Here is a 25781-nt window from a genome sequence, read left to right on the forward strand (position 1 = left end):
CATCACGAGCGCACTACCGGGAACCGACGAGCGGCCCGCGGGAACATTCCGTGAGCGGATCACACCCCGACGGGAACATTCCGTGAGCGCTGACACTACTGAGCTGTTCCGCGGTCGAGGCCAGGTGGGAGCACCGCAGCACGAGCCGAGACTGTCGACAACGAAGGCCCAGGTCCGAGAATTTTCTCTGTGACCTGGGCCTTCACCGATCTACCCTGTGCCCTCGGCAGGATTCGAACCTGCGACACCGGCTTTAGGAGAGAGCGTAAGACGATCATGAGCCTGAGTGAGGTTCAGTGAACGTCCGTGAGTCTCCAACTACGAGGGCGTGACCTGCGCTTTGCGGTTTCAGTGAGTCTCGATGCGTCTCAGTGAGGGGGTGTTGTGGCATCCATGTGGCATCTGCGTGGCATCCGGCCTCACACCGCCTTCAGGATTCGAACACCCTCCGCCTCAGGCGCCATCCGGGCACGGACCTGCGCGGCCACATCCTCGGGGGAGTGCTGATAGATCCACGTGACCTTGGACCCTCGCTCATGGCCCATGATCGTCTGCGTGTCCTTCTCATCGATCCCCAGATCCTTCAGCCACGTCGCGAACACATGGCGAAGATCGTGCACCCGAGGCCACCACTCCTTCCGACCCGTCTCCTTGTTCTTCACCTCCCTCGCCAAGCCCGCGGCCTGAATGGCCGGCACCCACACCCTCCTGAAGTTGTGCCGCGACAGGGCGCCGCCCTGCGGCCCGCGGAACACCAGCTCGTCCACGACGAGGTCGTACGGGTCATCACCGATAGGCGTCGCACCCTCCGGGGGACGCCACCGAGCAACCTGCTTCCGCACCGCCTCAGCAGCCTGCGGAGTCACCGGCACCGTACGGAACCCCGCGACGGACTTCGGCGCGTCCTTCCGGAACAGGCGCCCATGGTCCTCACTGAGCACCTCTTTCACCTTGAGGTGGTTAGCGTCCAGGTCCACGTTTTCCCACCGCAGACCAGTCGCCTCACCCCACCGCATCCCGGTGTGCTCCAAGAACACGACCAACGGCTTGTAGTACATGGGCAGGTGCTCAACGATGAGCGCGACCTGCTCCCGCGTCGGCGGCCGGACGTCGTCCGGATGCTTGGCCGGGGCCTCACCGATGTCGAGGTCCGCAGCCGGGTTGAAAGGGATCCGCCGGCCGTCCTTCACCGCAGCCCGGAGCATCGTGTTGAGGACCTCGTGCACCTTCTTCCGCGAGTGGTAGCCCTTCACCTCCTTCGTGATCCACGCCTGGAGTTCGATGTACTCCAGGTCGCAGATCCGCCAATCACCCCACTTGGGTTTGATGTGGACTTTCCAGCACGACTCTTTCCGGTTCTTCGTTGCGATCGCCCGCTCCGGCTGCGCCGCCCACCACTTGTCCCACCACTGGTCAAGGGTGATCTGGCCGCGCTTGGGGTCGGAGTACGTGCGGCTGCGGACGCGGTCGCGCATCGCATCGAGGTGTGCCTCGGCTGCCTTGAACCCGCCGTCCTCGATCGGAAAGCACTTCTGCTGCTGCTTTCCCTGCGGGTCGCGCCACCGGGCCTGCCACGATCCGGTGCAGTCGCGGCGCCGGTTGCGCTCGCCGTGTTCCTCGGGTGGGTACTTCTCCATGCACTTCGGGCAGCCGCACGACTTGGCTCGTAGTTGCCGTGGGTTGTTCGAGGCCCTACGCCCCATGCTTCACCACCTGCTCGCTCCTTCGCTGTTGGGGGATGCGGGGTGTCATGTCGACGGGTTCCCCGCACCAACAGCGTGCACCCAACTGGGGCTGTGGGACGACGAGTTCGCGAAGGATGGCGCGGACGAGGGTTACCCTCTGTGCCGGTTCGAGGTGCCCAGGGACGTTGATCGTGCGGGCTTCAGCATCGAAGGCTGGAGCGACTTCTCGTGGAGTGAATTGGATACGGACACACATGGATACCCCCGGAGCCGCAGGTGAACGGGACCTGTCGCCGAAGGGGGAGGGCATCGGCCGTGCCGTCGACCGTACCCCCAACCGGTGGAATTTGCGACCACTGTTGAACGTGTTGTTGATCGAAGCTCACCGCTAGTGAGCGGGCCGAGGGGCTGGGACTCGTGAGCCAGATGGAGGGTTGCGCTACTGGCCGGTTCGGTTCAGCTCGTCGACCGCACGCATCTGTGCTTCGAAGCTCTTCTGCTGCTCAGCGGTCAGTCGTTCGTAAATCTCGACGACCCGTTTCGTTGAGTCAGCGGAGAGGGGACCGGGCGAGACACGGTTAGCCGCGCGGAAGATTTCTTCCTCGGTGAACTTCGGGAAGGCTCCGGCGAGGGCGCGGATGCTACTGGGTCGTACGCCCCGTTTTCCGCCGCGAGTTCTGTTGGTCCAGCTGTTCACGGTGGCGGGGGCAACGCCGATCCTGCGCGCGATCTCGGACTCGTTGACGCCGTAGGTGGCCTTGAGTCGGGCGAGAAGCTGCGCGAAATCCTCGGAGCGCTCCTGGTCTTCCACGCGCTAAGGGTGCCCTTTGATCTTCTACTTTTGCAAGCCAAAGTAGAAGCATGGCGCGATGTGTGCGCGCCGCGCGACCTCCCCGTCACGCGCCGTTGGCGCTGGCATGTGCCCCCAGCATAGAACGCACATTCGAATAGCGCCACGCTCACCGAAACTCATTGCAACTCACTTGACCTCACTGACACTGACACAGTAGAAATGTGTCAACGGCGCCGCAAGGCGTCACGCAGTCCCCAACAGGCACGAGGCACTCATGACCGACCTCATCCGCAAGGGCAAAGGCCAGCCGCTCAGAGCCGCAATGCAGCGCTCAGGGCTGACCCAAACCCAGCTCGCCGCCCGCACCCGGGAGGTGGACGTACGTGGAAGGGGAGTCAGTGTCGCGACCGTCATCAAGGTGACCGGACGCGGCAAGACGGCCGCCGAGAAGTGCCGGCTGCGGACGGCGTGGCTCATCGCCACGGCGCTCGATGAACCCCTCCAGCAGCACTTCGACATGCCCTCAGTTTCTACTGACACAGTGGAAAGGTGTAACCCCCATGGCGACTCAGACCCTCGCTGAGCGCATCGAGACGCTCCGCCCCACCGGACTCTCCCCCCTGCTCACCACCGCCCAGCTCATGGCTCGCTACGGCGTGAGCAACTGGACGGTCAACGAGTGGGTCAAGCGCGGATGCCCGGTGGAGCCGACCGCTTTCCGTGGCCGGCGCTTTGACCCGGACGTGGTCCGCAAGTGGATGGCCGTTGAGGCGCAGGTGGAGTCCGCGGACCGTGCGTCGGCCCCGCCCGCCCCGGAGTTCGTCGCCCCGCGACAGCGCTCCGCTTGATCCACCACCCCTGAACGCGCCGAAGGGCCGCCCGCTTGCAGGCCCGGCGACCCCACGACTCGGCGCCTCCACCACAGAGAAAGAAGAGGTCACCGTGACCGCACAGATTACCGAACCCGTCGTACAGGAAGGTGAGCCCGGACCGTCGGCTCAGCTCCGCAGCTACATGGCCGCCGTGTCCGCGCTGGAGCACATGCTCAGCACGTCGCCCGCGATGCCGGACACCGTAGACGTCAGGGTCTACTCCTTCGCCCCGGCCTCGCCGAGTCTGCACCTGCACTGCGACTCCGTCGCCGATGTCGAGGCCTTCGGCCAGCACTTCGGCGCGAACGTCACCTCACGCCCGCACCGCAACGACCCCGACAGCCGGATCTACACGTCGGCTGTGGGCGAGTTCCTCGGTGTCCCCTTCACGGCGTGGATCCTGACGGCCCCGGCGGTGGCGGCGTGAACACGAAGTTGGTGAACAGCGTTGCGGGCGTGATCAACGCGGCGTTGACGCAGAACCGTACCGCGGCCGGGATCGCCATGGCGCTGGAGTCGGCGCGCCTGCTCCAGTCGCCGGAGGCCGCCCGTCGGCTGGCTGAGCTGGAGGACCTCGAGCAGCGGCTGTTGGCGATGCTGCCGACCGGGCCGCGCCAGGAGTACGGCCTGCCGAACGACCTCGCAGCGTCCGCCGCTGAGTGGGGGGCATGGCAGCAGGTCGCCGAGGCGCTTGGCGCGGGGCTGCCGTACGAGGGTCAGACCGCCCGGGGTCTGCGGGCGCAGACCCTGCACGAGCACGTGATCGCGCGGGACGCCGAGATCGAGCGGCTCAAGGGCCTGATCGAGGCGGCGCGGGCCCTGCACGTGAAGTGCGACGACTCCGAGCACTGCGAACACGACTACGAGCGGTGGCCGTGCCCGACGCTGACCGCGCTCGGGGATCCCGGTGGTGCGTCGTGATCGCCCTCCTCTTCTTCGCCGCCTTCATGGCCCTCTACGTCCTCGGCTCCATCGCCGTGGTGAAGGGAGCCGAACGATGAGCGCCCGCCGCCTGATCATCAGCGCCCTCTCCGAGAACCGTCTCGGCGGGATCGCCACCCTGCACGACGTCACCACCGCCGGGCAGTTGGTCGACGCGCACCGCCGCGAGGTGCTCGCCGCTGACGGGCAGGCGTACGACGGCGAGTTGGCGATGCTCCGCAGCCTGGTCCGCACGCTCCGCACAGTCGTCCGCGAGAACGACACCTTGGCCGAGGTGCGGCGACTGCTGTGGGAGCACGCCTCCGACGAGACCGCCGCACACAAGGAGACACGGGAGAACGGCAGGTCCAAGGCCGACGCCACCCCCGACACCTCCCGTGAGGCCCGCCTCGCGCAGCTCCTCGACACCATCCGCACCCGCCCCGGGAAGTGGACGACCGGCCTCGTGCAGGGGGTCCGCCGGACCACCGGCGGCCCGGTGCAGCGAGGGACCGCACGCCGCGACTTGGACGAGTTGCACCGTCGCGGGCACCTCGCGAAGCACGGCGCGGGGGACGGCCGTTACTACACGCTCCGCAGGAAGGACAGCCGCTCATGACCGGACCCGAGCACTACCTCAGGGCACAGCACCTCCTCACCACGGTCACCTCGGAGAGCGGGCGTGTCCGGGGCGAGAGCGGTGACGACGTTGTGATCGCGGTCGCGCAGGTCCACGCGACGCTCGCCCTCGCTGCCGCGTCCGCCGAGCAGGCCAGCGTGACCGCCTTTGCCCACGACATCAACAGCACCGCCATCGATGAGTGGGCCGAGGCTCTCGGATCGACAGGCGGCCGTTGATGACGACCACCGTGCAGGCCGGGGCCGAAGCCCCGGCCGCCGGCCCGGCCCCTGGCTGGCCGCCGGACTGGGACCGCGTCCTCGACACCGCGATCCGCACGTGGGGCGGCAAGTGGGACACCGCCCGCGTCCAGCAGCTGTACCTCGTCCGCTATGGCCGCCGCCTGTACCGCGACGACGCCCGCGCCTTCCTCTCCCGCCGCGCCCGCCAGGGCGTGATGCGCCTGCACGACAAGCCCAACGCCCGCTACTACACGCTCCGCACCACCAAGGGGAACCCGTCGTGACCGAACTGACCAGCAGGCTCACCGACCAGCAACTGAAGGTGCTGTACTCCGGGCTGCACAACGACCGGGTCGGCTTCAACCAGAAGGGGTTCGCCCACGTCCAGCAGTGGGATGTACGCCGCTTCCTGATCCGTGTCTTCGGGTTCGGCGGCTACGACACCGAGCTGGTGTCGATCGACCTGATCCGCGAGATCGAGCACCCGGCGAGCAACCAGGGCGGAAAGCCCCGTTGGACCGTCGCCTACCGCGTGCACCAGCGGCTGACCGTGAAGGACGTCGCGGGCCGACCGATCGCCACCTTCGACGGGGTGGCTACGGGCGATGCGCAGAATCAGCCGAGCCTCGGCGACGCCCACGACGGCGCCGTGAAGGAAGCCGACTCGCAGTCACTTAAGCGGGCTGCCGTCAACCTCGGCGACGCGTTCGGGCTGTCCCTTTACAACGGTGGCAAGACGAACCCCGTCGTCCTGTGGTCGGCAGCGCATCCGCACCTCACGATCAGGGGTCCGGTCGTGGGGCAGAACGAGGCCGCCCCGGAGGACCCGCCTGTCGAGCCGGAGCCGGACGCGAAGCCAAGCACTCCGGACCCGGAGCCGAGCCCGCCCGCCCCTGCGCCTGCCCCGGCCGCGCCGTCGGCGCCCACCGCCGTGCCGGACCCGCCGCAGCAGCGCCCCGGCGCCATGCCGGCCGCCGTCGCCGACGCCGAGCGGCAGTCCGCCCTCGAATCGATGTGGGCCGCCGCCCGCGCCGTCGCCTTCGAGGCCGGACTCGCCGAGCAGTTCGTCACCGCGTTCGGCCACCCCATCGACCAGGGCACCGCCGCCGAGTTCCGGCAGGCCCGCGACCTCATGACCGGGAGCGCCGCCGCATGAGCAACCTCCGTGAACTGGCTCGCGAAGAGGCCACGCTGAAGGCCCTGGCCGATGCCGTCACCGAGCGGCTGAAGGCCGTCCGCGCTGAGACACAGGGCGCCCTCGACTCGGCCGAGCAGGAGACCGGTACCCGCCAGGTAGCCGCCACCCTGCCCGACGGCACCCCGATCGCCACGATCTCCCTGACCGACCCGAAGCCCGAAGCCAAGGTGACCGACACCGACGCCTTCCAGGCGTGGGTCATGGCCGCCTTTCCCGGCGAGATCGAGCGACGCTTCGTCGCCGAGGTGCGGCCCGCGTTCCTGGACAAGGTGCTCGGCGAGATGACCGCCGCCGGTGTCGCACGCGTCGTCGACAAGGAGACGGGCGAGCTGCACGACGTGCCGGGCGTGGAGGTGAAGGCGACTCGATCGAGGAACCACTCGCTGCGTTTCAAGCCGACGGGCCGCGACGACGTGGCGAAGGCTTGGCAGGCGGGCGTGCTGTCTGTGCCTGGATTGATCGGCCCGGCCGCCATCGAGTCGGAGTCGGGGGCGGAGTCGTGAGCCCGCTCGCCTACCTGCGGCGCATGGTCGCGCAGGGCAACGGCCACCACCGCATCACCAAGCCCACCCTGGACGCGCCGACCAAGTCGGCCGACCCGACCGACGACCTGCTGCGGCCCACCGAAGCCATGGTGAGCGACTGGGCCTGGTGCCCGGTCGAGGCCACGGACCGGCTGCACGCCTTCCTCACAACGGGCGGTCGGGTCTGCTGGACCTGCCGCACCGTCACCACCGATCCGACTCCGCCGGGTGGTGCCGCGTGAGGACGCCGACCCTGTTCGACCCCGAGGTTCCGGCCACCCCCGTGGTGGCCGGGCCCCGGCCCTACGTCATCACCCTGCCCGCCGGGCTGCACCTGCTGAACGCCAACCGGCAACTCCACTACAAGCGCCGCATGGAGTACACGGCCAAGCTGCGCGCCGCCGCAATGTCGGCCGTCAGCGAGTGCCCTGCGCTCATGGACGCGCTGGCCGCTGCCGGGCCAGGCCCGCTGTTCCAGCGCGCGCACATCCTCGGCGTCCTCCACCCGCACGACAAGGGCCGCCGCGACCCCGCGAACTGGTACCCGTCGTTCAAGGCGGCCGTGGACGGGCTCGTCGATGCGGGTCTGTTCGAGGACGACGACCACACGCGCGTCGTCGGTCCAGACATGCGCCTCGGCCGCGTCGTGAAGCGCGGGCAACTCGTCCTCGTGGTGCGCGGGTTGGAGCCCGACGAGGACCCGCTCGGCTACCAGGCGGTGGGCTCATGAGAGGCACGTTCCAACACGACTGGGACTTGGACTTCACGGACCTCTTCTGCGGCCTCGGCGGTTCCACCCGCGGCCTGGTCGAAGCGGGCATGCGGGCGCGCCTGGTGATGAACCACAACCGCATTCAGGTCGACGCGCACCAGGCCAACCACCCGGACGTGGAGCACCTGTGCGAGGACATCCACGCCTACGACAAGCGGAGCCTGCCCAAGACACGCGTTCTGTGGGCGTCCCCGATCTGCACCGAGATCTCCCCGGCCGGCGGTCGGAAGAGGACGTACGGCCAGACCTACCTCTTGGGAGCGGACGGCAAGGAAGTCCGTGTCGACGAGTACGGCAACCCAATCCAGCCCGGATTCGAGCGGACCCGGGCGACCGCGCTCGACATCATCGCTGCCACGGAGGTCCACAGGTACGACGCGGTCCTCTGCGAGAACGTCATCGAGTTCTTCACCGACTGGGAACTCTTCGACTGGTGGCTCGGGGGCTTCAAGATCCTCGGCTACAACCACCAGATCGTGTGCGCGTCCAGCGCGCACCTCGGCGATGACGACAACGAGACCGCACCTCAGCACCGCAACCGGGGCTACGTCGTCTTCACCCGCGAGGGCATCCCGCTGCCTGACCTGGAGGTGCGGCCCCGGGCCTTCTGCCCGGAGTGTGGTCCGGTCGAGGCGCGGCAGGTGTGGCGCAACCCGCGCCGCCGGAAGGTCGGCAGCTGGGGTGTGCAGTACGACTATCGCTGTCCCAACCGGCAGTGCGGTCACCTCATCCTCGATCCGACCGTGCGGCCCATCGGCGACGTCATCGACTGGTCTATGCCGGGCACGCGGATCGGGGATGGGCGCCCGGACCGGAAGAAGTTCACGCCGTACGCCGCTTCTACCCGGGAGCGCGTCGCTGCTGGCTTGGCGAAGTACGGGCATGAGCCGCACGTCGCGATGCTCCGGCAGAACAGCACCGCGGTCGCCACGACTGGCCCCATCCCGACTGTCTCGGCGAAGGGCCGGCATCACGCGCTGATCGTGCCCAACGGCCGCAAGGGCGCCGTTCGTACGACCGCCGAGCCGCTCACCACGGTGGCGTGCAAGCCGCACCACAGCTTGGTGCGCCCGGCTCCAGAGGTCGATGAGTGCACGCTGCGGATGCTCAGCCCGCGAGAACTGGCGCAGGCACAGCGGTTCCCGGCGGACTACATCCTCCCCGACGCCAGCCAGGAGCAGCAGATCCTCGGCATCGGCAACGCGGTGTCGGTGAACGCGGCCCGCTGGCTCGGCGAGCGCGTGAAGGCGGTGCTGTCGTGACCGGCCGCAAGCGGCGCCGCGCTCCGCCTGCCGAGCCGGACTACGTGCCCGGGACGCTCCTCAACTGGAACGACTCCCGCCACTGGGACTACACGGGCCCGCAGCCCTGCCGGTACTGCACCGTCCCCACCCAGCTCCGGGACTCCCACGGCAGTCACGCGCACAAGGTCTGCGCCGAGCAAGCCCTCGCTGAACAGGTCGCTGATGCGGCCGCCGCCTACCACCAGAACGGACAGACCACATGACGCCGCCGCCCCTCTACACCGACCATGACCTTCGGACCGAGGCCGCCATCTGCCTGCTTGCCCTGAGCAAGTCGCCCAGCGTGGCCGACATCCGCCGTTGGCTGCCCGGCGCTTACATCGACTCGCACCGGGAGGACGACGGCAGCGGCCACACGTGGGGCGACCTGCTGAACGAGACCGGGCTCGGCAAGGTGGCCGCCAAGGTCCACGCGCTGATCGAGAACGCCGCACACGTCACGCGGTGGGCCGTCGACATCGGCGCCGAGGAGCTGGAGCCCCTCGACTCCGTCCTCTCCATGCAGACCGACACCGGGCCGCTCGTCCGCGTCCACTTCGCCGTGCGCCCCGACATGCCCGAGCCGATGCGCAACGCCCTCGTCGAAGGCATCGCCATGGAGATCGCGAAGCACCTCCCGAGCGACTGACCACCTGGCCGACGGCCGGACCCCCGGCGCCCCAACGCTGCGGCCGTCACCCCGGGGCCCGCCCACACCCCCCAAAGCGGGCCCCGGGACCCCCAACCCACGCACCACCCACACGAAAGGAACCCAGCACATGCCCAAGCTCACCCCCGCCGACGTCCCCGAGATCAAACTCGACTCGGCCGCCGTCGCCATCGAGGCCTCCATGTCCCGCGAGCAGCGACGCGGCCTCTTCGAGAAGCCCGGCACCGTCGTCTACGCCATCGTCGAACTCTCCTCGAAGAGCTACACGGGGCACGCAGAGGGCGAGGACAAGGCACCCAACGTGAAGCTCCGCGTCACCGGCTGCGAGGTCGCCCGCAGCGACGAGGACGCCAAGGCGTTGATCGAGGCCCGCCGCGCCATGTACCGGGGCCGCCAGATCGACGGCACGTTCGACGAGGTCGGCAAGGGCCCGATCCACCCGGACGCGCAGCTCGGCGACCTCACCGCGTCGAAGCCGTCCGAGGCCGAGCTGAAGGCGCACAAGGCCCGTCTGGAGCAGGCGCGCCGCGACGAGTTCGCCCGCTGACCCGGCCGCCCGGGGCCCACCACCGGCGCCCCGGGCGGATCTTGCAGCAACGGTTCCGCAACACCACGAGAAAGACACCGAGTTGAGCATCGACGAGCAGGGCCCCGCGAGCGGGAGCGTCCCCCACGCATACGGGAACGCCCTCGCCTGGAAGTGGGTGCCCGGTATGCCGGCCGCGCTGAAGCGCGCGCACGTGCACACGCTGCTCTACGCGCTCCGCTCGATGGCCAACGCGTCCGGTGAACTGCGCTTCCACGGCGACCACAAGCCCATGCGGATCAAGGACTTGGCGCGTGCTGCGGGATGCGACGAGAAGGACGCACGGGACCGTCTGGACGCTGCAATCCGGGCCGGTGTCGTGGTGGTCAAGGGCGAGCGTCGCAGGGGCATCCGTGCCCTGTACGCGATCGTCTTGGCGCCCCGCCCTGACTGGTCTGCTGCGGTCGCTCATCTCGAGACGGTGAAGGCGATGCGGGAGGAAGCGAAGCAGGGCCGGATGGTCCGGAAGGCGGCTCCGTGGGCGGGGGACGGAGCCGGAGAGAACGGGGGGCGGCCCCCTGAACTTGACGGTCCAGAGAACGGGGGACCGCCCCCCGAACTTACCGACGGTACGGCTGAGAAAGAACGGGGGACCGCCCCCCGACCGAGAACGGGGGACCGCCCCCCGAATGGAACGGGGGACCGCCCCCCGAACAACCCAGGGGTTTTCCCATGGGGTTCCCAAGACGGGGCAGAGGTCGGTTTCCAACCTCAGGTAGTTGGGCGCTCCGGTGATCAAGCCGAATCCCACGAACCAGACCCCAACGACCACACCACGTGGCCGATCTGCCCCGCCTGCCAGCGCCGCGTCATGCCCGACCCCCGACGGCCCGGCCGCACCGTGCACGCCCGCTGCGAGCAGCTCGTCGACCACACCACCACCGACCACGAAAGGCACAGCGCATGACCACCACCGAACCCCGCAAGCTCACACAGGCCGAGTTGGTAGCCGAGGCCACCGAGCGCTTCGGAGCCGACCCGATCAAGTGGGCGTTCCGTTGCCCCACCTGCGGTGACATCGCCAACGGTGAGGACTTCCGCGAGGCCCTCGCCGCCAACCCGCGCAAGCGCCGCTCCGGCGAGGACGTCATCGCCTCGGACGTGGTCGGCCAGGAGTGCATCGGCCGCACCCTCGGCGCCCTCGCCAAGGGGCAGGGCAAGTACACCGGCCGAGGCTGCGACTGGGCCGCCTACGGCCTCTTCGGCGGCCCCTGGACCATCACCCTCCCCGACGGCCGCAGCATGCACGCCTTCCCGCTCGCACCAGCCGCCTGACCTGCACCGCAGACCAACCGCCCCACGACCAACGCCCCAGGGGGTACCCATGACCAGCCTCGCCACCCTCACCGCCACCACCCCCCACCTGCCCTGCCGCACCGTCGACCCCGAGATCTTCTTCAGCAAGAGCAGCACCGAACGGAAGTACGCCAAGGGCCTGTGCGCCCAGTGCCCGATCCGTACGGCGTGCGCTCAGCACGCCCTCGACCACCCGGAGTTGCGGGGAGTGTGGGGCGGAACCACGGCCGCAGACCGGCGCGGGTTCCGAACCGGCGAGCCGTGCCGTCTGGACGAACAGGGCCGCCTGCGGCGCCTGTGCGGCAGCGAGCAGGCGTACCGGGCCCACTTCAAGTACCGGGAGACGCCGGGCGCGGACTGCGTGGACGGGGACTGTGTGGCCGCGCACGAGGCGCACATCACGGCGGAGCGGTTGGGGCGGCTGGAGCAGGAGCACGCGGCTGGCGGTTCGTCGGTCGGGTTCTGGTTGCACCGTCGTCTCGGTCAGCCGGCGTGCGGTGAGTGCCATGGGGCGTATCTGGCGCAGCAGGCGAGCAGCCGTCAAGCGCGGGCTCGGCGGGGGCGTACGCGACCGCGTGCGGCTTCCGTGGCCTCCGATGTCGCCGATGCGCTGCGGGGCGCTCCAGCGGGCACACAGCCCCTCCCCATCGCGAGCTGACCCATGGAGGACCCCATGAAAGATCCCAACTGCCCCACCTGCGACCAGACCCGCGACCGCAGGCACCGCCTCTGCCCCGCCTGCTGGCGCTCCCTCCCCGCATCCACCCGAGGACGCCTCGCCCTCCGCGACCGCCGCGCCCCCCTCCGCCAGCAGCAACTCCGCGCCCAACTCCGCGACCACACGCCCGTCCAACTGATCAGGGTCAGCCGATGAGACGCACCACCCACGTCATCGACGTCCTGTACGCGCTCCTTGCCCTCGGTCTGCTCCGCTGCGCCCTCGCCACCTACCAGGCCGGAGCGTGGGGCTACAGCCTCTTCTACGGCGCCGCCGCCATGGGCGCAGCCCTCGCCATCGTCCACACCTCCTGGCTCCTGGACGAGTACCGCAACGTCCTCGCCCGCCTTGACCAGCCCGCCACGCCCACCCGCATCACCACCCGGCAGGACGCCACCGTCGCGCAGGCCCTCGCCGCCGCCTGCTGCGAGGTGTGGTGGTCGACCGCCGGCACCCAGCACGACCCGCAGCACTGCACCCGAAAGGACCAGACCACGTGAGCAGCACTCCGAGCCCGGATGTGAAGGCCGTCGTCCGCGCCCTCACCACCCTGACGACGCAGGTTGGACGCATCGCCGACGCCCTGACGACGCCCGTCGTCGAACGCGCCGACGCCACCGACGACGCGGCCACGACAGTGGACGACGACGCCCTACGCCGCATGCTCACCGACGCCCTCACCGCCGAGCACTACCGCCGCGCCCGCGAACGCATCGTCGCCAGCCCCGAGGAGCACAGCGCGGGCATGGCCGACGTAGCGATGGGCGTCGTCAGCATCTGCCGGGCGGCCGAGGCCACGACGCCCGCGACGACGTGCAGCGCGCAGTACACCGGACCCGACAACCCACGGACCGAGTGCATCCGCGCCGCCCACCACGAGCACCCCTTCCACACCGACGGGGGCTCGTGGAACTGGCGGGACGACGTGGCCGTGTACCCCCTGGCCGACAGCACGGCGAGGATCGCCCACTGGCACCCTGCCAGCAAGCAGCTCGCCGAGGAGCGGCGGGAGTTGGCCGGGATGGTGGACGAGTTCATCGACGCGCAGGTGCAGCACGGCCGCGCGGCCGACGAGGAGCAGACGCTGCGCCTGCTCCGCCGCGAGTCCCTCCTCGTGCTCCTCTCCCGCCTCCAGCGCGGGCGCCCGGTCACCGAGGCCGAGGCGGCCACCCTGCGGACGCATGTGGAGACGGAGATCCGGGAGGCCGACACCGCGCGGTCGGTCGCGGCCGGGAACAAGCGGCACGTGCAGACCCTCGTGCCCGCATTGGAGCGCGCCGAGGCCGACGCCAACCACAACGCCAACCTGGTCGCCGACGCAGTCCAACGCGCCGAGGCTGCCGAGCGTGACCTCCGCACCCTCCGCACCGGCCTACGCGCCTCCGGCGGCGACCCCACCCAGATCCAGAACCTGTGGGCGCAGCTCCGCCTCCGCAACCGGCAGTGGGCGGAGGCGAAGCGGGAAGCGCGCGCCTTCCGCAGCATGCTCGAGGAGGAGGGCGGCGACACCACGTTGGTGGACGAGATGCTCGAGACGGTGGCGAAAGCCGAGGCGCGGGCGCGTGAGGCCGGGCATGAGCGGGACGTGATCGCTGCCGATCTGGAGACAGCCGACCGCATCCGGGCTGAGGTGCAGCGTGACCGCGACCAACACGCCGCCGTACTCCGGGAGGTGCTCGACAGGTTCACGATCGAGGCCGACCTCGACGGGCTCCACGTCTGCACGCCGTACGTCCCCGTCGAAGTCCTGAAGCGGTGGCGCAGCATGGTCGCGCCGACCGTGGAGCGGCCGTGGTGGGAGCAGGTGGCCGAGGTCCACGCCGAGTGGGAGCAGGCGCATGCCGCCATCGAGCGGGTGCGCGCAGCGTGCATGACGAAGCTGGACTACGCGAACGCCAGCCTGATCTACGCCGCCCTCGATGGCGCCGAGCAGCCCACCGAGAAGCCCGACGACGAGGCCCTGCGCGCCAAGCTGGACCACGCCACCGCCACCCTGCGCCGCGTGCGCACCGTGACCAAGAACTGGGAGCACCAGGTGCTCCCGCACTCCGAGGCGCACCGCCTGTTCGTCGAAGTGCGCGACGCCCTCGCCGGGCCCCGGCCCGACCCGCAGCCCACCACGGAGGCATGACCATGCACTACCCGATCACCCTCGGCTTGCTCGCTGCCCTGTTCCTCGCCATGCCATGGCTCGCGATCGCCTTCAACCGGTACTGCGACATCGTCAACCGGGCCATCGCCCGACGCCGGGACAAGCGCTACAAGCGCTGACGACGCACGTCAACGCCCCGTCGTCTGCCATCCTGGCCACTCGCCACCGAAGGGGGAGACCATGAACCACCGGCCCTACCCGAACCGAGGCCGCGCCCTCCGCCAGCTGCACCGCCACGACCCCCGACGCGGCCTCATCCTCGTCCCGCCCGCGTTCGCGCCCCTCGTCGAAGGGATGGCGCAGCTCCGGCAGAACACCCGAAGGGCGCTCACGGCACAGACGCAGTGGACAGGCGACAAGGTGATGTCCACGCACTGACGCAGTTCAGACGCCCCGTCACCCCGTCACGACGACGGCAGGAGACGGGGCGTCGTCGTCAGCTCATGCCCTTCCAGATCCGCCACGCCCGCGACCGGTCCGTACCGATCGCCACACCGATCTCCGGGAAGTCCATCCCGCCCTCGTGCAGGGTGTTGACCGCCTGCTGACGGATCTCCTTCGCCAAGCCGCGCTCACCCGGCCACTCGCGCAGCACCAGGCCAGCAGCCCGCGCACGCACCGTCGCATCCGGGATCGCCTCGAGCCCGCGCAGCGCGGCACGCACCCCAGCGAGCACCGCATCAGCAGCAGCCCGCGCTTCGTCCGTCTCCTCGGCCATACCCCGTCACCTCCCCGCCGGAGCGTAGGTCTGCACACGCGCCCCCGTGTCGGGTAGCCTTCACGGTGTCGGGTAACCGACACGAGCGTCCGGACGGGCCGACGACGACCCCGACGACGCCCCACAACTGAACGAGCCCCGCAGGTGCGCTAACACCGAACGGGGCTCTGACCACCGGAGAGTGACCTCCATGGGCTGGAAGAAGCCTCGCACATCCCCCACCCCCACGGGACCCTGGTACGCCAGACTCGCCACCTCGGCCGGCCGCCCCGCCGTCCTCGCTGCCACCCTCATCATGTCGATGCCCGGCGAATACCACGTCGCCAAGTTCGCCGGATGGTCCGACCCATGGGCGTACGGCATGCCGTTCTCCCTCAGCGCGTACGCCGGTATCGCCGCCGTCGTCGCGGCCACCCGGCCGAAGGGCGCACGCGGCCGGTTCTCCGCCACGGTGGGCGCAGCGTTCGCCATCGTCCTCGCGCTCGCCGCGCAGGTCGTCGCCCACCTCGTCAACACCGGGCACATGAACCAGGACCAGGCGTGGCTGATCGCGGTCACGTCGATGGTGCCGCCCGCCGTGCTGGCCCACCTGCTGCACCTCGCGGCCACGCCGACCACCACGACAGCCGAGGCTGCTCCTGGGGCTCCGGTCGTCGTCGAACGTGTCGTGCCGCCCGTCGAGGCGCCGCCCGTACCGCCGAAGCCCGCGCAGGCCCCGCAGCTCCCGGCCGCCACGCCCGCCGAAGCACAGCCGCCCGCGCTCCCCGCCGAGCAGCAGCCGGCCATCCGGTACGCAGATCCGCGCTGCGCCATCATCCGCCCGCTGTACGAGGACGGGTTCCGGCCCACCACCGGCGAGATGAAGGCGGCCCTGGAGGCCGCGAACCTCACCGCCCCTGGCGCGTCCACCCTGCGCGGCACCCTCCGCAAGGAGATCGAGGAGCACGAGCCCGCGCTCGCTGCGCTGCCGCAACGGCCGTCGCCCCTGCACCGCGCGGGCTGAGCCGTGCTGCTCGCCGTGTTCTTCGTACTCGCCGCCGGGTTCGGGCTCGTCTGCCTGGCCCTCGTCGACATCCGCACCGTCCCGCCCGTGAGCGGCACGTGCGCCCTGATCCTCACCATCGCCGCGCTCGGCGTGGCCATGTACCGCTGAAGGACCCCCATGACGTACGTGACGTTCGGCGGTGTCACCGTCGGCATCTGCATCCTCCTAGCCACCCTCGTGAAGTGGTGGCCCGGACTCAAGCCCCTCCAGAAACGCCCGCAACAGCACCTCGGCCGCCTGCTGCCCTTCCTCACCGCGTGGGCGTACGGCGTCCTCGCAGTCCTCACCGTCGGCGGAATCATCGGCTGGATCGCCGACACCGCCCTATGGATCACCAGTTGGCTCGGCGACGTGGCGTTGGTGTGGGGCGTCGGCGGCCAGTCCGGCGTGCGCGGCGCCAGGGCCGCTTACCTTCCCCTGTCACAGGCCGGGGGCGGAGTCGTCCTGATCCTGACCGTGACCATGACCGCCGCCATCAAGAGGGGCGACAAGTACCGCGGTGACCTCCTCGTGGGCACCTGGTGCGGCATCACCCTGGGCACGTCCGCCGGCGTTGCTGGGTTCGCGGCCGTCCCACTGGCTCAGGCCGCGAACTGGCTCGGCGACAGCGTGTACGGGGTGTTCCGGTGACCGCCGCCAAGGAGCCGGACGAGGAGCGCTCCCCGCTCGCCGGGGCGTGCGTTCTGGTCGTCCTCGGCGGGGTGGTGGTGGCGGTCGCATTCGCCATCGACGAGGCGGCGGGCGTGCTCTTCGTCATCGTGTCGGGGACGGCCGCGCTGTGGCGCTCGGCCCGCCGCCGCGTGTCCGATTCGTCCGCCACTCCCCCACCGCAAAAGGGGCGTCCTTCCTGCCGCGAATGTGCTGGTCACGAGCTTGTCAGCGTGACCCCTCTCGAAGGCCAGAAGGGGATGTTGATCTACAAGACAGCGCCCCCCGACCGCCCCGCCCACACCCACATCCACCTCGCACCCGGGGAGGTGAACACCCCATGATCCGACGCCTCCTCGGCGCCCTCGGCTACGAGTATTGCGCCACCTGCGGATGGTGGACCCGGCCCCACTGCGGGCACTGAACCCGCCCACTGTCAGACCCAGAGAGGAACCTGATTCCATGCCAACCCTGCCGCACGACCTGTACCTCAGCCAGGTGACCGACGCGCTCGCCGCCGCCGGGCTGGAACCCACCGAGTCTTGGACCGACGATGGTGAGCTGGACCGCTACCGAGACGACGACCTGTCCGGCGCAGCCTGCATGCTGAACGCCGTTCTCAACTGGGACGACGACCACCCCGCCCTGGACGCCAGCAAGTACCGGCACGGCATCACTTTGATGTGGGACCACCCCGCCGAACAGTGGCAGTGGGCCCCACGGAAGGAGAACGGCCACCTCCAGCACGACCCGACGTTCCTGACCTCGCTGCCGCGATGGGTCGACCCGGCTGTGGTCGTGATCGTCGTACGGGATCTCCTCGCCGGGCGCCCCGCGCCGACGTCCGTGAGCCCGCTGTGGACCGGAGCCGAGGCGGCGCAGCACGCCGTGGACGCGTGGACGGGCGCCGAGGAAGCCAAGGCGTAACCTGCTGTCAGACCCTCGCCCTACAGTGGGCACCGTCATAGAGGCCCGCGCCACCTCCCCCGGGACGCGGGCCTCACCCATGCCCGATGTCATACCCCTGTGCCACGATGCCCCCTTCAGACCACATCGTCCGGGGGGACCCATGAGCACCCGCGCCACCATCACCGTGACCGCCGCACTCCTGCTCGTACTCACCGCCTGCTCGTCCAGCGACGACGGCACCGACACCGCGAGCACGCCGACCACAACGGCCGAGACGCCGACCACCACTCCGACGCCGGCCGACGCCGCCGAGCTGACGGCCGCCGTGGAGGCCTACACCGACGCCTACTTCGCGGGCGACGCCACCACGGCGTACGGGGCCCTGTCGAAGCGCTGCGCGGGGAAGGTCGGTGAGGCGACGTACGCGGCCGTGGTGAAGCAGGCCGCCGCCGACTACGGGCAGGGACACGCGGCCACGGAGGTGAAGGCCGAGGTGTCCGGCGCGCTGGCCCGCGTCTCCTACAAGGTGGCCGGGCTACCGAAGTTCAACCAGACGCAGCAGCCGTGGTCGCGCGAGGCCGGCGCCTGGAAGTACGACGCCTGCTGAGCGACACTCGAAGCTCGCGCCGGGTAGCGCCCGGCACAGGCCCCTGCCGACTTCCGGGCGGCAGGGGCCTAGTCATGCCCGCGCATTGCAGCCCCCAAGATCCGGCCGCGCCCGAAATCCGTACCGTCACCAGCGGGAGGTGACGGCATGGCGACTAAGAAGAACGAAGCGATCGCACGGCAGCGCGAAGACGAAGTCGTACTGCTGTACACCCGCGACCGCCTCACCTTCCGCCAGATCGCCGACCGCATCGACGCCGACGTCAAGAACACGTACGCGGCCTGGAAGCGCGGCCGAGCCCGCCTCCACCAGGAAGCGTCCGAGTCGTTCGGCGCGATGGTCGGCGAGCAGCTCGCCACCTGCAAGGCCGTGGTCGACGGGCTCATGCCCATCCTCCGTGCGGGCGGCATGAACGGGACCATGGCTGCCACGGCGATCGTGCGCGCCATGGACCACGAGGCGAAACTGTTGGGCCTGTACGCGCCCGTCAAGCAGAACGTGCAGATCACCGACGAGATGACCGCCCGGGTCAAAGCGCTCGCCGACGAACTGGCCGCGCTGGACGACGCATGAGCAGCGTCATCGACCTGGACGCGCGTCTCGCCGGGATGAGCCCCGCCGAGATCGAGCTGCTGGAGAAGGAACTCGCGGACCGCCTGTGGCACAAGCGGTGGGGGAAGTGGAAGCCGTACCCGTGGCAGGTCCCGCCCCCGGAGATCGAGACGCTCGGCTGGTGGTTGCAGCTCGGCGGGCGCGGCACCGGCAAGACGGACGGCTGCGCCCGCTACATGGTCGCCCACGTCAACGGCCCACCGTGCGACCCCCGGTTGAAGGGCGGGCACCGCATGGCGATCATCGCGCCCACGCAGGGCGACGCTGTCGAGGCCTGCGTCAACGGGCCGTCCGGGCTGAAGGCACACGACCCGCGCGTGGTCCTCCGCACCACGGCCGGCGGCACCTTCGCCCGGTGGCCCAGCGGCGCCGAGGCCAAGCTGTTCGGGAGCCACACCCCCGACGACGTCGAACGCCTCCGCGCCGGCGGTAACCGGTGCCTCGTCTGGATGGAGGAGGTCGCCGCGCAGCGCCGCCTGAAGGACGCCATCACGCACTCGGAGATGGGCCTGCGCATCGGCCCGAACCCGCACTACATCGGCAGCACGACGCCGAAGCCACGCACCGAGATCATCGAGCTGACCGAGCGCGCCGACGTCATCATGACCCGCGGCCGGACCCGCGACGCGATCCACCTGCCGCAGGAGCAGCGCGACAAGCTGATCCGCCGCCACGCGGGCACCGCCACCGAGAAGCAGGAGCTGGACGGCGAGCTGCTCAAGGACATCGAGGGCACCCTGTGGAAGCGCCTCGTCCTCGACCGCACACGCGTCGGAGCGGCCCCGCCCCTCGTCCGCATCGTCGTCGCCATCGACCCCGCAGCGAAGGACGGCGACGAGTCCGACGAGATGGGCATCATCGTGGCCGGCCTCGGCCAGGCCTACATCCCCGACAAGAACGGGTTCGTCCGCCAGCACGGCTACGTCCTCGATGACCTGTCCGGCCGCATGTCTCCCGAGGAGTGCATGCGGAAGGCGGCCGAGGCGTACCACGCGTGGAAGGCCGACGTCGTCATCGCCGAGACGAACAACGGCGGCGACTGGATCGGCACGACGCTGCGGCAGATCGACGCCTCGGTGAACTACGACACCGTCACCGCCACCCGAGGTAAGGCCACCCGCGCGGAACCGGTGGCCGCCGTGTTCTCGCAGAACGCCGCGCACATCATCAACAGCCTGCCGGAGCTGGAGACCCAACTCACCACCTGGATCCCCGGCAAGGACAGCCCGGACCGCCTTGACGCCATGGTGTGGGCCCTCACTGCTCTCATGCTCGCGCCCGCGGGCAACTCTGCCGCGGTCGCCTAGGAGGAACGACGTGAGCCACAACCGGAACCGCGCGCTGCGTCGAGCAGCCGAGACACGGTCCGCCCTCGGTCTCGACACGCTGCGGGACCGCATGCCCATCACGGTCGCCGCGATCGGCGGGCAGCAGTCCCTCACGCTGTCCCTGGACGCCGAGGCCCGCGGGTTTGCCAACAGCGCCGTGGCGTACCGGTGCGTTGACGCCATCGCCAGCAACGCCTCCAGCGTCCCCCTTGAAGTGGCGCGCCCCGATGGTTCGTTCATCGAGGGGCATCCCGTCGCCCACCTGTTCAACAAGAAGCCGAACACGTTCATGTCGGCCCGCGCCCTGAAGTACCTGGCGTTCATGCAGGCCGAGTTGGCCGGCCAGTCGTTCGTGTGGCAGGACCGCGGCGAGACCGGCCTCAGCGACCCGACAGAGATTCACCTCGTCTTCGATCAGGTCGACGTCGTGGTGGACAAGCCGATCGCGCAGCGCCCCACGACCGCGAACATCGTGGGGTTCATGATCCGGCGGGCGGACGGCACGCAGGTCCCCGTGCTGCCTGAGGAAATGATCTGGCTCCGCTATCCGCATCCGTTCGATCCGCTGGGCTGTCTCGCCCCCTGGCGCGCCGCCCGGCACGCGGTCGACATGGACGCGTACGCCCGCGAGTGGCAGCGCCAGTCCTACAAGAACGGCGCCCGTCCGACCGGCGTCGTCTACCTCGGCGACATGGGCGAGACCGACTTCACCGCGGTCAAGGCATCGTGGCGCAACAGCATGCAGGGCCCGGAGAACGCGGGGAAGACGCTTCTGGTCCGATCGTCGCCGGGCGGTGGGCAGAACGGCCAGAGCAAGGGCATCGGCTTCGAGCGGCTCACCTTCACCCCGCAGGAGATGGAGTACCTGGAGTCGCGCGTCGCCAACGCGGACGAGGTCATGCTCGCGTTCGGCGTGCCCCGGGACTACCTCCTCGGCGGGACGACGTACGAGAACCGCACCGCGGCGAAGGCCACCCTGTGGTCGGACACGATCCGGCCGAAGCTGGAGATGGTGTCCAGTGAGATCGACCTGCGGATGCTGCCTTTGGACGCCGAGGAGGCGGTATTCGACCTGTCCGGGGTGGACGCGCTTCAGGACTCGCAGGACTCGGTGGCGAACCGGGCGCGGGCGTCGATGTACGCGGACATCACCATGGTCGACGAGGCGCGCGCGGCTCTCGGCCTGGACCCGCTGCCGGGGGGCATCGGCCAGAACACCCTCACTCCGTACCGGGCGCAGTTCGCCCCAGTGCAGGGATCGGCCGGCACCGACGAGGCGCGGTCGTGGGACGCCGACTTCTCCCGTCTGATGCCCGACGTCGGGCCCGTCGTCGAGCGCGCTGTCGAGGCTGCGCTCGCACGTCTCCTCGGCGGGCCGTCGCCGCAGGTCGGCGACCGTCCGACGCCCCGTCTCGAGCGCGCGGACGACGCCCCGTCGTCTCCATCCCTGACGGACATCAACGCGGCATACGACGAGTTGGAGCGTGCCGGGCGCCGGGCCGTGCAAGCCCTCGCGAAGGAGCAGCAGGAGCGCGTGCTGCGGGACTTCGACCGGCTGATGAAGAAGCCGGAGCGCTCGGCGGCGTGGCTGACCGAGGTACGTACCGAGGCGTGCGCCCTCGCCCGCGAGCAGCAACTCGTCCTCGCCCCGCCCGACCCCGAGCAGGTGCCGGCCGCCCGCCTCACCGACATGGACATTGCGTCCGGCCCGGAGGGGTGGGAGGAGCGGATCAAGGCGCGGGACTTCTTCGACCCGCGGTACTGGCGGCGGAAGACCGCCGAGTCCCTGCGGCCGTTCGTGGAGCGGGCGTGGAAGCGGGGCGGCGCGTCGATCACCGGCAGCTTCGACCTGGACGAGCCGGACGTGTCGGGCGCCTTGGACGACCGGATCGAGGAGTTGGCCGGGCAGGTGACGGCGACGACGGAGCAGGTCCTGCGGTCGCAGATCCTCGCGCACGGGATCGCTCAAGGCGAGTCGGTGCCGGAGCTCCGGGCCCGGATCCAGCGCGTGTTCACGAACCTGTCGGACTACCGGGCAACGTTGATCGCGCGCACGGAGTCTGTCGGCGGCTACTCGGCGGCCTCGTTCCTGGCCGCGCTCGATGCCGGGGCAACGAAGAAGACGTGGCTGGCTACGGGGGATCAGCGGACGCGGGAGACGCACCGGCAGGAGAACGGCAAGGCCGTGGCGATGAACAAGCGGTTCACCCTCACCAAGTCTCGGTGGCCGGCGGATCCGACCGCACCAGCCGCGCAGTCCATCCAGTGCCGGTGTGCGCTGACCTACTTGTTCGAGGAGTCCTGAGGTGCCGCACCTTCCGCCGTACCCGCCGCCGCCCAAGCGGAGCCCGATCCACCCGCCGCCCCCACCCCCGAAGGAGTCCTGACCATGGAGCCATCCGACCTCGCCACGATCCGTGCTGCGCTGGAGCGACTGCCTTCACGCTGCCGTTACCACGGGGACGACACAGCCCCGCCGCCCGGTCTGATCCGGCGAGAGGCGTGCTGCGACACGGGGATCCCAACGCAGCGGCGGAAGAACGCGCTGGCCGCGCTCGAGCGTGTCGAGAAGGGAGCGACGGTCTGATGGCGACGTTGCTGCGCGGTGAGGTCCGCGCCATCCTCCAGCCCGCAGGCACAGCCCAGTACAAGGGCGCCTACTGCCCGAAGGGCGTGCCGTTCGCCGAGGTCCGGCGGGGCCCGTTCGACGGCAAGACCGACATCGGCGTACGCCCCGACGCCGACGGGGAGTTGCCCCGTCACATGACGTTCGGCGGCGGCCGAGTCGTCTACGAGTACGACGGACGCGACAAGCAGGGCCGCGCCGTGTACCGGTACTCGCCGCTGCTGTCGCCGTCCCACCGGGCGGTTATCGACGGCGTGGCCGAGGTCTACGCCGAGCACGCACTCAAGCAGGCCAAGGGAGGCCAGTGATGGACATCGAGTTCCGTTCCCTCGAGGACGTGGAATGGCGAGTCGACGACGCCGGAGACGGCACGTTCGGCGGGTACGCATGCCGCTACGGGAAGAAGGACAGTTACGGCACCACCTTCCACCCCGGCGTCTTCAAGAAGGGGGTCGACAAGTCCGACTATGCCCTGCTGTTCATGCACTCCCCGTACCAGCCCGTCGGCACGTTCCGGGCCGAGGAGAAGTCCGATCACCTGTGGATCGAGGGGAAGTACGACGACACGGCGGCCGGGCGGGACGCGCGCGTGATGGCCCGGTCCGGGAGCGCGCGGGAGCTGTCCGTGGGGTTTGTTCGTACGGACCTGCCGGACTGGAAGAAGCTGTACGAGATGGAGGACGAGGCGCGCAAGGAACTGCTGGAGAACATCCGCAGCGCGCGGCTCGTTGAGGTCTCGCAGATCACCGCCCGCATGGCGGCCGTCCCCGGCTCCAAGCTGAAGACCGTACGGTCCGCGCTCGGCGCCCTCTACACCGAGACGGGCGAGCCCACGCTGGCCGAGCGGCTGGCCGACTACGACCGCCAGCACGGCCGGGACTCGGCGGTCGCGCACGAGCAGGAGCAGCAGCGGAAGGTGGTCGAACGTGCTCGCCGGGCGGCCGTCCTGCGGCTGACCAGCATCGGCGGCGCGTGATCGGTGGGGGCGGACGACGCAGGTAGACGCCCGTCACCGCGTGCATTGCAGCCCCCACCAACACGCACACCCGCATTCGATCTACCCTCCACCCATCCGGGCCGCTCGCACCGGACGTGAAAGCCGCGAGCACCGCCGGGCGCGATCCACCGGCCGTGAAAGACGGACCGCAGACACCCATGACCCATGGGTGGGCTGCTGGCCCGCCCCACGGACCGAGGAGGGCAGATGCCCCCGAAGGCACCAACCCTGCTGGAGCAGCGCGACGAGATCATCGCGCACCTCCAGGACCCCAACTACGACGGCGACTTCGACGAGCTGATCCAGCGCGCCGACGAAATCAAGGCGAAGATCGACCTCGCCGAGCAGCGCGCGTCTCGGCTCCGGGCGCTCCAGGGCGCGGTGCCCCCGGGCGACCCGCAGCCTCAGCCTGGCCAGCAGCGTCAGCAGCCCGGCGCGGGACCGGACGAGAACGGCAACCAGGACCCGGTCACTGTCGCCGAAGCGTTCGTCCGCTCCGCAGCCCTCCAGGCGTTCCGTGAGCGCGGCTTCCGGGGCGAGTCCGGAGCCATCGAGTTCCGCGCGGCTCCGGCCGGCACCGTCACCACGGGCACGACGCTGCCGCAGAATACGAGGGTTCCGGGGATCATCCCCCAGAACCCCGATTTTCCCCTGCTCATCGCGAACCTCCTCGACCGGCAGACGTCGGACGGGACGACGCTCGAGTACATGCGGGACACGTCCGGCCCGCAGTCGACGTGGAACGCGGCGGCGGTCGTCGCCGAGGGCGCGGACAAGCCGAAGTCCGGGCCGTTCACCTTCGACCTGATCAGCACCAGCCTCAAGACGGTCGCCCACTGGGTGCCCGTCACGAGGCAGGCCGCCGACGACAACAGCCAGCTGATGGGCTACATCAACGGCAGGTTGACGTACGGGCTGGAGTACAAGCTCGACCGGCAGATCCTCACCGGTAACGGCACGACGGAGATGCAGGGCATCCTCACGACGTCCGGCATCGGCACCTACCAGCCGCCGTCGGGTAACACGGACGCCAAGCTCATCACCGTCCGCAAGGCGAAGACGCAGGGCGAGCTGGCGCTGTACCCGCCGGACGCGATCGTGATGAACCCGCTCGACTGGCAGGACATCGAGCTGGACACGGACGCCAACGGCCAGTTCCGGGTCATCACCACGGTGACCGACTCGGGCGCGCCCATGCGGATCTGGGGTCTGACGGTCGTCACCTCGGTGGCGATGGCGGCCGGCACCGCGCTCCTCGGCGGGTACCGGATGGGCGCCACACTGTGGGAGCGGCAGGGGATCACGATCCTCATGACCGACTCGCACGCCGAGCTGTTCACGGCGAACACCCTTGTGGTGCTGGCGGAGCGCAGGGCGAACGTCGCGGTGCACACGCCCGCAGCCTTCGTCAAGATCACGTTCGCGGCGCTGCCGTAGTGGGCGGCGTCGTCAAGCAGGTGACGCTGACCAAGTCGGCGGTCGCCCGCACGGAGAACCAGGACACCGAGGTGCTGCGCGTCATCGGCAGCGCCCCGGCCCTGATGAACGGGACGACGCTTCCCGTCATCAACAACGTCACCGTGCCGTTCGCCGACCTCACTGCGGCGGCGACCGCGCACAACGCCCTGTTGGCCGCGCTCCGTACGCGTGGCGTCATCGGAGGTACCTGATCATGGCAACACGTAAGCCCGCAGAGGACGCCGCAGAGCAGCCGAACGCGGCCGTCGTGTCCACCCGCGAGTACTCGGGGGGCGCAGGCTGGGACGTCGGGCAGTCCGCACCGGAGGATGCGTTCCGCGCGCTGGACTCGGCCGGCACCGGCGAGCAGGTCGGTCCGGTCGTCCACGTCCACCCCGGCGGCTACGCCCGGCAGATCGTCGCCAAGGGCGGGCTGATCACGGAGGGCGTGAAGAAGGAGCTGGAGGCTGGCGACAAGTCGGCCGAGGGCGAGCAGGGCTGA

General features: G+C 69.9%; 40 protein-coding genes and 1 tRNA gene. 37 read left to right on the forward strand and 4 right to left on the reverse strand.

The features are described 5' to 3' along the window. Positions 1-218 precede the first annotated feature (218 nt). The 3 genes from ABZ855_RS40530 to ABZ855_RS40540 form a co-directional block, all read right to left on the reverse strand. Positions 219-328, reverse strand: a tRNA-OTHER gene (locus ABZ855_RS40530). 91 nt (positions 329-419) lie between these two features. Beyond that, positions 420-1703 carry a site-specific integrase gene (locus ABZ855_RS40535; protein WP_360816336.1) on the reverse strand — a complete coding sequence of 428 codons (1284 nt, stop codon included), beginning with the start codon at positions 1701-1703 and terminating at the stop codon, positions 420-422. A 421-nt stretch (positions 1704-2124) separates the two neighbouring features. After that, positions 2125-2496, reverse strand: coding sequence for an XRE family transcriptional regulator (locus ABZ855_RS40540; protein ID WP_360816339.1), 372 nt, complete (start codon positions 2494-2496; stop codon positions 2125-2127). Positions 2497-2752: 256 nt separating this feature from the next. Between ABZ855_RS40540 and ABZ855_RS40545 the strand changes: the two genes are divergently transcribed. From ABZ855_RS40545 to ABZ855_RS40650, 22 genes are all read left to right on the forward strand, one after another. Continuing rightward, on the forward strand, positions 2753-3061 hold the full coding sequence (locus tag ABZ855_RS40545) for a helix-turn-helix transcriptional regulator (RefSeq protein ID WP_360816342.1): 309 nt from the start codon (positions 2753-2755) through the stop codon (positions 3059-3061). Then, positions 3039-3326 carry a hypothetical protein gene (locus ABZ855_RS40550; RefSeq protein WP_360816345.1) on the forward strand — a complete coding sequence of 96 codons (288 nt, stop codon included), beginning with the start codon at positions 3039-3041 and terminating at the stop codon, positions 3324-3326. The genes ABZ855_RS40545 and ABZ855_RS40550 overlap by 23 nt, the downstream gene beginning before the upstream one ends. Positions 3327-3420: 94 nt before the next feature. Then, the gene (locus tag ABZ855_RS40555) at positions 3421-3777 is read left to right on the forward strand and encodes a hypothetical protein (protein WP_360816348.1); all 357 of its coding nucleotides are present in this window, start codon (positions 3421-3423) and stop codon (positions 3775-3777) included. Continuing rightward, entirely contained in the window at positions 3774-4271 is a 498-nt protein-coding gene (locus ABZ855_RS40560; RefSeq protein WP_360816351.1) for a hypothetical protein, read from the forward strand. Before ABZ855_RS40555 ends, ABZ855_RS40560 begins: the two co-directional genes overlap by 4 nt. 76 nt (positions 4272-4347) lie before the next feature. Further along, complete coding sequence (locus tag ABZ855_RS40565; protein ID WP_360816354.1) at positions 4348-4890, forward strand: hypothetical protein; 543 nt, start codon at positions 4348-4350, stop codon at positions 4888-4890. Further along, positions 4887-5129 carry a hypothetical protein gene (locus ABZ855_RS40570; RefSeq protein ID WP_360816357.1) on the forward strand — a complete coding sequence of 81 codons (243 nt, stop codon included), beginning with the start codon at positions 4887-4889 and terminating at the stop codon, positions 5127-5129. Before ABZ855_RS40565 ends, ABZ855_RS40570 begins: the two co-directional genes overlap by 4 nt. Then, entirely contained in the window at positions 5129-5416 is a 288-nt protein-coding gene (locus ABZ855_RS40575) for a hypothetical protein (RefSeq protein WP_360816360.1), read from the forward strand. The genes ABZ855_RS40570 and ABZ855_RS40575 overlap by 1 nt, the downstream gene beginning before the upstream one ends. Next, a complete protein-coding gene (locus ABZ855_RS40580) occupies positions 5413-6288 on the forward strand; it encodes a Rad52/Rad22 family DNA repair protein (protein ID WP_360816363.1) in 876 nt (291 codons plus the stop codon). The genes ABZ855_RS40575 and ABZ855_RS40580 overlap by 4 nt, the downstream gene beginning before the upstream one ends. Further along, the gene (locus tag ABZ855_RS40585; protein WP_360816366.1) at positions 6285-6833 is read left to right on the forward strand and encodes a hypothetical protein; all 549 of its coding nucleotides are present in this window, start codon (positions 6285-6287) and stop codon (positions 6831-6833) included. Before ABZ855_RS40580 ends, ABZ855_RS40585 begins: the two co-directional genes overlap by 4 nt. Then, positions 6830-7096 carry a hypothetical protein gene (locus ABZ855_RS40590; protein ID WP_360816369.1) on the forward strand — a complete coding sequence of 89 codons (267 nt, stop codon included), beginning with the start codon at positions 6830-6832 and terminating at the stop codon, positions 7094-7096. The genes ABZ855_RS40585 and ABZ855_RS40590 overlap by 4 nt, the downstream gene beginning before the upstream one ends. Continuing rightward, entirely contained in the window at positions 7093-7584 is a 492-nt protein-coding gene (locus tag ABZ855_RS40595; protein WP_360816372.1) for a hypothetical protein, read from the forward strand. The genes ABZ855_RS40590 and ABZ855_RS40595 overlap by 4 nt, the downstream gene beginning before the upstream one ends. Further along, complete coding sequence (locus tag ABZ855_RS40600) at positions 7581-8888, forward strand: DNA cytosine methyltransferase (RefSeq protein WP_360816375.1); 1308 nt, start codon at positions 7581-7583, stop codon at positions 8886-8888. The genes ABZ855_RS40595 and ABZ855_RS40600 overlap by 4 nt, the downstream gene beginning before the upstream one ends. Continuing rightward, a complete protein-coding gene (locus ABZ855_RS40605; protein ID WP_360816378.1) occupies positions 8885-9133 on the forward strand; it encodes a hypothetical protein in 249 nt (82 codons plus the stop codon). Before ABZ855_RS40600 ends, ABZ855_RS40605 begins: the two co-directional genes overlap by 4 nt. Beyond that, complete coding sequence (locus ABZ855_RS40610) at positions 9130-9558, forward strand: hypothetical protein (protein WP_360816381.1); 429 nt, start codon at positions 9130-9132, stop codon at positions 9556-9558. Before ABZ855_RS40605 ends, ABZ855_RS40610 begins: the two co-directional genes overlap by 4 nt. 130 nt (positions 9559-9688) lie before the next feature. Then, positions 9689-10126, forward strand: a complete 438-nt coding sequence (locus ABZ855_RS40615; RefSeq protein WP_360816384.1) for a hypothetical protein — start codon at positions 9689-9691, stop codon at positions 10124-10126. A 942-nt stretch (positions 10127-11068) separates the two neighbouring features. Continuing rightward, a complete protein-coding gene (locus tag ABZ855_RS40620) occupies positions 11069-11440 on the forward strand; it encodes a VVA0879 family protein (protein WP_360816387.1) in 372 nt (123 codons plus the stop codon). A gap of 49 nt (positions 11441-11489) precedes the next feature. Continuing rightward, positions 11490-12119: a WhiB family transcriptional regulator gene (locus ABZ855_RS40625; protein WP_360816390.1), complete on the forward strand. Its 630-nt coding sequence runs from the start codon at positions 11490-11492 to the stop codon at positions 12117-12119. A 15-nt stretch (positions 12120-12134) separates the two neighbouring features. Next, positions 12135-12335, forward strand: a complete 201-nt coding sequence (locus ABZ855_RS40630; protein WP_360816393.1) for a hypothetical protein — start codon at positions 12135-12137, stop codon at positions 12333-12335. Then, positions 12332-12679, forward strand: coding sequence for a hypothetical protein (locus ABZ855_RS40635; RefSeq protein ID WP_360816396.1), 348 nt, complete (start codon positions 12332-12334; stop codon positions 12677-12679). The genes ABZ855_RS40630 and ABZ855_RS40635 overlap by 4 nt, the downstream gene beginning before the upstream one ends. After that, positions 12676-14310, forward strand: coding sequence for a hypothetical protein (locus ABZ855_RS40640; RefSeq protein WP_360816399.1), 1635 nt, complete (start codon positions 12676-12678; stop codon positions 14308-14310). Before ABZ855_RS40635 ends, ABZ855_RS40640 begins: the two co-directional genes overlap by 4 nt. Beyond that, positions 14307-14450 (forward strand): hypothetical protein, encoded by a 144-nt coding sequence (locus ABZ855_RS40645; protein WP_360816402.1) that lies wholly within the window; start codon positions 14307-14309, stop codon positions 14448-14450. Before ABZ855_RS40640 ends, ABZ855_RS40645 begins: the two co-directional genes overlap by 4 nt. Before the next feature lie 61 nt (positions 14451-14511). Next, the gene (locus ABZ855_RS40650) at positions 14512-14709 is read left to right on the forward strand and encodes a hypothetical protein (protein WP_360816406.1); all 198 of its coding nucleotides are present in this window, start codon (positions 14512-14514) and stop codon (positions 14707-14709) included. A gap of 58 nt (positions 14710-14767) precedes the next feature. Here ABZ855_RS40650 and ABZ855_RS40655 read toward each other — a convergent pair whose 3' ends face one another. Next, complete coding sequence (locus ABZ855_RS40655) at positions 14768-15049, reverse strand: hypothetical protein (RefSeq protein ID WP_360816409.1); 282 nt, start codon at positions 15047-15049, stop codon at positions 14768-14770. A 190-nt stretch (positions 15050-15239) separates the two neighbouring features. On the opposite strand from ABZ855_RS40655, the gene ABZ855_RS40660 reads away from it, so the two are divergent. The 15 genes from ABZ855_RS40660 to ABZ855_RS40730 all read left to right on the forward strand — a co-directional run bounded on the left by ABZ855_RS40660 (position 15240) and on the right by ABZ855_RS40730 (position 25781). Beyond that, the gene (locus tag ABZ855_RS40660; protein ID WP_360816412.1) at positions 15240-16052 is read left to right on the forward strand and encodes a hypothetical protein; all 813 of its coding nucleotides are present in this window, start codon (positions 15240-15242) and stop codon (positions 16050-16052) included. Positions 16053-16055: 3 nt separating this feature from the next. Beyond that, positions 16056-16202 carry a hypothetical protein gene (locus tag ABZ855_RS40665; protein ID WP_360816415.1) on the forward strand — a complete coding sequence of 49 codons (147 nt, stop codon included), beginning with the start codon at positions 16056-16058 and terminating at the stop codon, positions 16200-16202. Between the two features lie 9 nt (positions 16203-16211). Next, a complete protein-coding gene (locus tag ABZ855_RS40670; protein ID WP_360816418.1) occupies positions 16212-16724 on the forward strand; it encodes a hypothetical protein in 513 nt (170 codons plus the stop codon). Further along, on the forward strand, positions 16721-17086 hold the full coding sequence (locus ABZ855_RS40675; protein ID WP_360816421.1) for a hypothetical protein: 366 nt from the start codon (positions 16721-16723) through the stop codon (positions 17084-17086). The genes ABZ855_RS40670 and ABZ855_RS40675 overlap by 4 nt, the downstream gene beginning before the upstream one ends. A gap of 118 nt (positions 17087-17204) precedes the next feature. Then, entirely contained in the window at positions 17205-17669 is a 465-nt protein-coding gene (locus ABZ855_RS40680; RefSeq protein WP_360816424.1) for a hypothetical protein, read from the forward strand. A gap of 142 nt (positions 17670-17811) precedes the next feature. Further along, entirely contained in the window at positions 17812-18258 is a 447-nt protein-coding gene (locus tag ABZ855_RS40685; protein WP_360816427.1) for a hypothetical protein, read from the forward strand. Between the two features lie 147 nt (positions 18259-18405). Next, positions 18406-18831 carry a hypothetical protein gene (locus ABZ855_RS40690; RefSeq protein WP_360816430.1) on the forward strand — a complete coding sequence of 142 codons (426 nt, stop codon included), beginning with the start codon at positions 18406-18408 and terminating at the stop codon, positions 18829-18831. Next, entirely contained in the window at positions 18828-20177 is a 1350-nt protein-coding gene (locus ABZ855_RS40695) for a terminase family protein (RefSeq protein WP_360816433.1), read from the forward strand. Before ABZ855_RS40690 ends, ABZ855_RS40695 begins: the two co-directional genes overlap by 4 nt. 10 nt (positions 20178-20187) lie before the next feature. Continuing rightward, positions 20188-22503, forward strand: coding sequence for a phage portal protein (locus ABZ855_RS40700; RefSeq protein ID WP_360816436.1), 2316 nt, complete (start codon positions 20188-20190; stop codon positions 22501-22503). Between the two features lie 84 nt (positions 22504-22587). Next, positions 22588-22785, forward strand: a complete 198-nt coding sequence (locus tag ABZ855_RS40705; RefSeq protein WP_360816438.1) for a hypothetical protein — start codon at positions 22588-22590, stop codon at positions 22783-22785. Then, on the forward strand, positions 22785-23132 hold the full coding sequence (locus ABZ855_RS40710) for a hypothetical protein (RefSeq protein WP_360816441.1): 348 nt from the start codon (positions 22785-22787) through the stop codon (positions 23130-23132). The genes ABZ855_RS40705 and ABZ855_RS40710 overlap by 1 nt, the downstream gene beginning before the upstream one ends. Further along, positions 23132-23800, forward strand: coding sequence for an HK97 family phage prohead protease (locus tag ABZ855_RS40715; protein WP_360816444.1), 669 nt, complete (start codon positions 23132-23134; stop codon positions 23798-23800). The genes ABZ855_RS40710 and ABZ855_RS40715 overlap by 1 nt, the downstream gene beginning before the upstream one ends. A 228-nt stretch (positions 23801-24028) precedes the next feature. Next, positions 24029-25258 carry a phage major capsid protein gene (locus ABZ855_RS40720; RefSeq protein ID WP_360816447.1) on the forward strand — a complete coding sequence of 410 codons (1230 nt, stop codon included), beginning with the start codon at positions 24029-24031 and terminating at the stop codon, positions 25256-25258. Beyond that, a complete protein-coding gene (locus ABZ855_RS40725) occupies positions 25258-25491 on the forward strand; it encodes a hypothetical protein (RefSeq protein ID WP_360816450.1) in 234 nt (77 codons plus the stop codon). The genes ABZ855_RS40720 and ABZ855_RS40725 overlap by 1 nt, the downstream gene beginning before the upstream one ends. Before the next feature lie 2 nt (positions 25492-25493). Then, the gene (locus ABZ855_RS40730) at positions 25494-25781 is read left to right on the forward strand and encodes a hypothetical protein (protein WP_360816453.1); all 288 of its coding nucleotides are present in this window, start codon (positions 25494-25496) and stop codon (positions 25779-25781) included.

This window comes from Streptomyces sp. NPDC047042 (assembly GCF_040644035.1).
GTDB lineage: Bacteria > Actinomycetota > Actinomycetes > Streptomycetales > Streptomycetaceae > Streptomyces.

Excerpts from the sequence above, each read along its gene's own strand:
- ABZ855_RS40535 (WP_360816336.1), bottom strand. The coding sequence starts at position 1,703 with ATGGGGCGTAGGGCCTCGAACAACCCACGGCAACTACGAGCCAAGTCG.
- ABZ855_RS40545 (WP_360816342.1), top strand. The coding sequence starts at position 2,753 with ATGACCGACCTCATCCGCAAGGGCAAAGGCCAGCCGCTCAGAGCCGCA.
- ABZ855_RS40550 (WP_360816345.1), top strand. The coding sequence starts at position 3,039 with ATGGCGACTCAGACCCTCGCTGAGCGCATCGAGACGCTCCGCCCCACC.
- ABZ855_RS40565 (WP_360816354.1), top strand. The coding sequence starts at position 4,348 with ATGAGCGCCCGCCGCCTGATCATCAGCGCCCTCTCCGAGAACCGTCTC.
- ABZ855_RS40570 (WP_360816357.1), top strand. The coding sequence starts at position 4,887 with ATGACCGGACCCGAGCACTACCTCAGGGCACAGCACCTCCTCACCACG.
- ABZ855_RS40575 (WP_360816360.1), top strand. The coding sequence starts at position 5,129 with ATGACGACCACCGTGCAGGCCGGGGCCGAAGCCCCGGCCGCCGGCCCG.
- ABZ855_RS40585 (WP_360816366.1), top strand. The coding sequence starts at position 6,285 with ATGAGCAACCTCCGTGAACTGGCTCGCGAAGAGGCCACGCTGAAGGCC.
- ABZ855_RS40600 (WP_360816375.1), top strand. The coding sequence starts at position 7,581 with ATGAGAGGCACGTTCCAACACGACTGGGACTTGGACTTCACGGACCTC.
- ABZ855_RS40610 (WP_360816381.1), top strand. The coding sequence starts at position 9,130 with ATGACGCCGCCGCCCCTCTACACCGACCATGACCTTCGGACCGAGGCC.
- ABZ855_RS40615 (WP_360816384.1), top strand. The coding sequence starts at position 9,689 with ATGCCCAAGCTCACCCCCGCCGACGTCCCCGAGATCAAACTCGACTCG.
- ABZ855_RS40620 (WP_360816387.1), top strand. The coding sequence starts at position 11,069 with ATGACCACCACCGAACCCCGCAAGCTCACACAGGCCGAGTTGGTAGCC.
- ABZ855_RS40625 (WP_360816390.1), top strand. The coding sequence starts at position 11,490 with ATGACCAGCCTCGCCACCCTCACCGCCACCACCCCCCACCTGCCCTGC.
- ABZ855_RS40630 (WP_360816393.1), top strand. The coding sequence starts at position 12,135 with ATGAAAGATCCCAACTGCCCCACCTGCGACCAGACCCGCGACCGCAGG.
- ABZ855_RS40635 (WP_360816396.1), top strand. The coding sequence starts at position 12,332 with ATGAGACGCACCACCCACGTCATCGACGTCCTGTACGCGCTCCTTGCC.
- ABZ855_RS40645 (WP_360816402.1), top strand. The coding sequence starts at position 14,307 with ATGACCATGCACTACCCGATCACCCTCGGCTTGCTCGCTGCCCTGTTC.
- ABZ855_RS40650 (WP_360816406.1), top strand. The coding sequence starts at position 14,512 with ATGAACCACCGGCCCTACCCGAACCGAGGCCGCGCCCTCCGCCAGCTG.
- ABZ855_RS40655 (WP_360816409.1), bottom strand. The coding sequence starts at position 15,049 with ATGGCCGAGGAGACGGACGAAGCGCGGGCTGCTGCTGATGCGGTGCTC.
- ABZ855_RS40660 (WP_360816412.1), top strand. The coding sequence starts at position 15,240 with ATGGGCTGGAAGAAGCCTCGCACATCCCCCACCCCCACGGGACCCTGG.
- ABZ855_RS40670 (WP_360816418.1), top strand. The coding sequence starts at position 16,212 with ATGACGTACGTGACGTTCGGCGGTGTCACCGTCGGCATCTGCATCCTC.
- ABZ855_RS40680 (WP_360816424.1), top strand. The coding sequence starts at position 17,205 with ATGCCAACCCTGCCGCACGACCTGTACCTCAGCCAGGTGACCGACGCG.
- ABZ855_RS40685 (WP_360816427.1), top strand. The coding sequence starts at position 17,812 with ATGAGCACCCGCGCCACCATCACCGTGACCGCCGCACTCCTGCTCGTA.
- ABZ855_RS40690 (WP_360816430.1), top strand. The coding sequence starts at position 18,406 with ATGGCGACTAAGAAGAACGAAGCGATCGCACGGCAGCGCGAAGACGAA.
- ABZ855_RS40695 (WP_360816433.1), top strand. The coding sequence starts at position 18,828 with ATGAGCAGCGTCATCGACCTGGACGCGCGTCTCGCCGGGATGAGCCCC.
- ABZ855_RS40705 (WP_360816438.1), top strand. The coding sequence starts at position 22,588 with ATGGAGCCATCCGACCTCGCCACGATCCGTGCTGCGCTGGAGCGACTG.
- ABZ855_RS40710 (WP_360816441.1), top strand. The coding sequence starts at position 22,785 with ATGGCGACGTTGCTGCGCGGTGAGGTCCGCGCCATCCTCCAGCCCGCA.
- ABZ855_RS40715 (WP_360816444.1), top strand. The coding sequence starts at position 23,132 with ATGGACATCGAGTTCCGTTCCCTCGAGGACGTGGAATGGCGAGTCGAC.
- ABZ855_RS40720 (WP_360816447.1), top strand. The coding sequence starts at position 24,029 with ATGCCCCCGAAGGCACCAACCCTGCTGGAGCAGCGCGACGAGATCATC.
- ABZ855_RS40730 (WP_360816453.1), top strand. The coding sequence starts at position 25,494 with ATGGCAACACGTAAGCCCGCAGAGGACGCCGCAGAGCAGCCGAACGCG.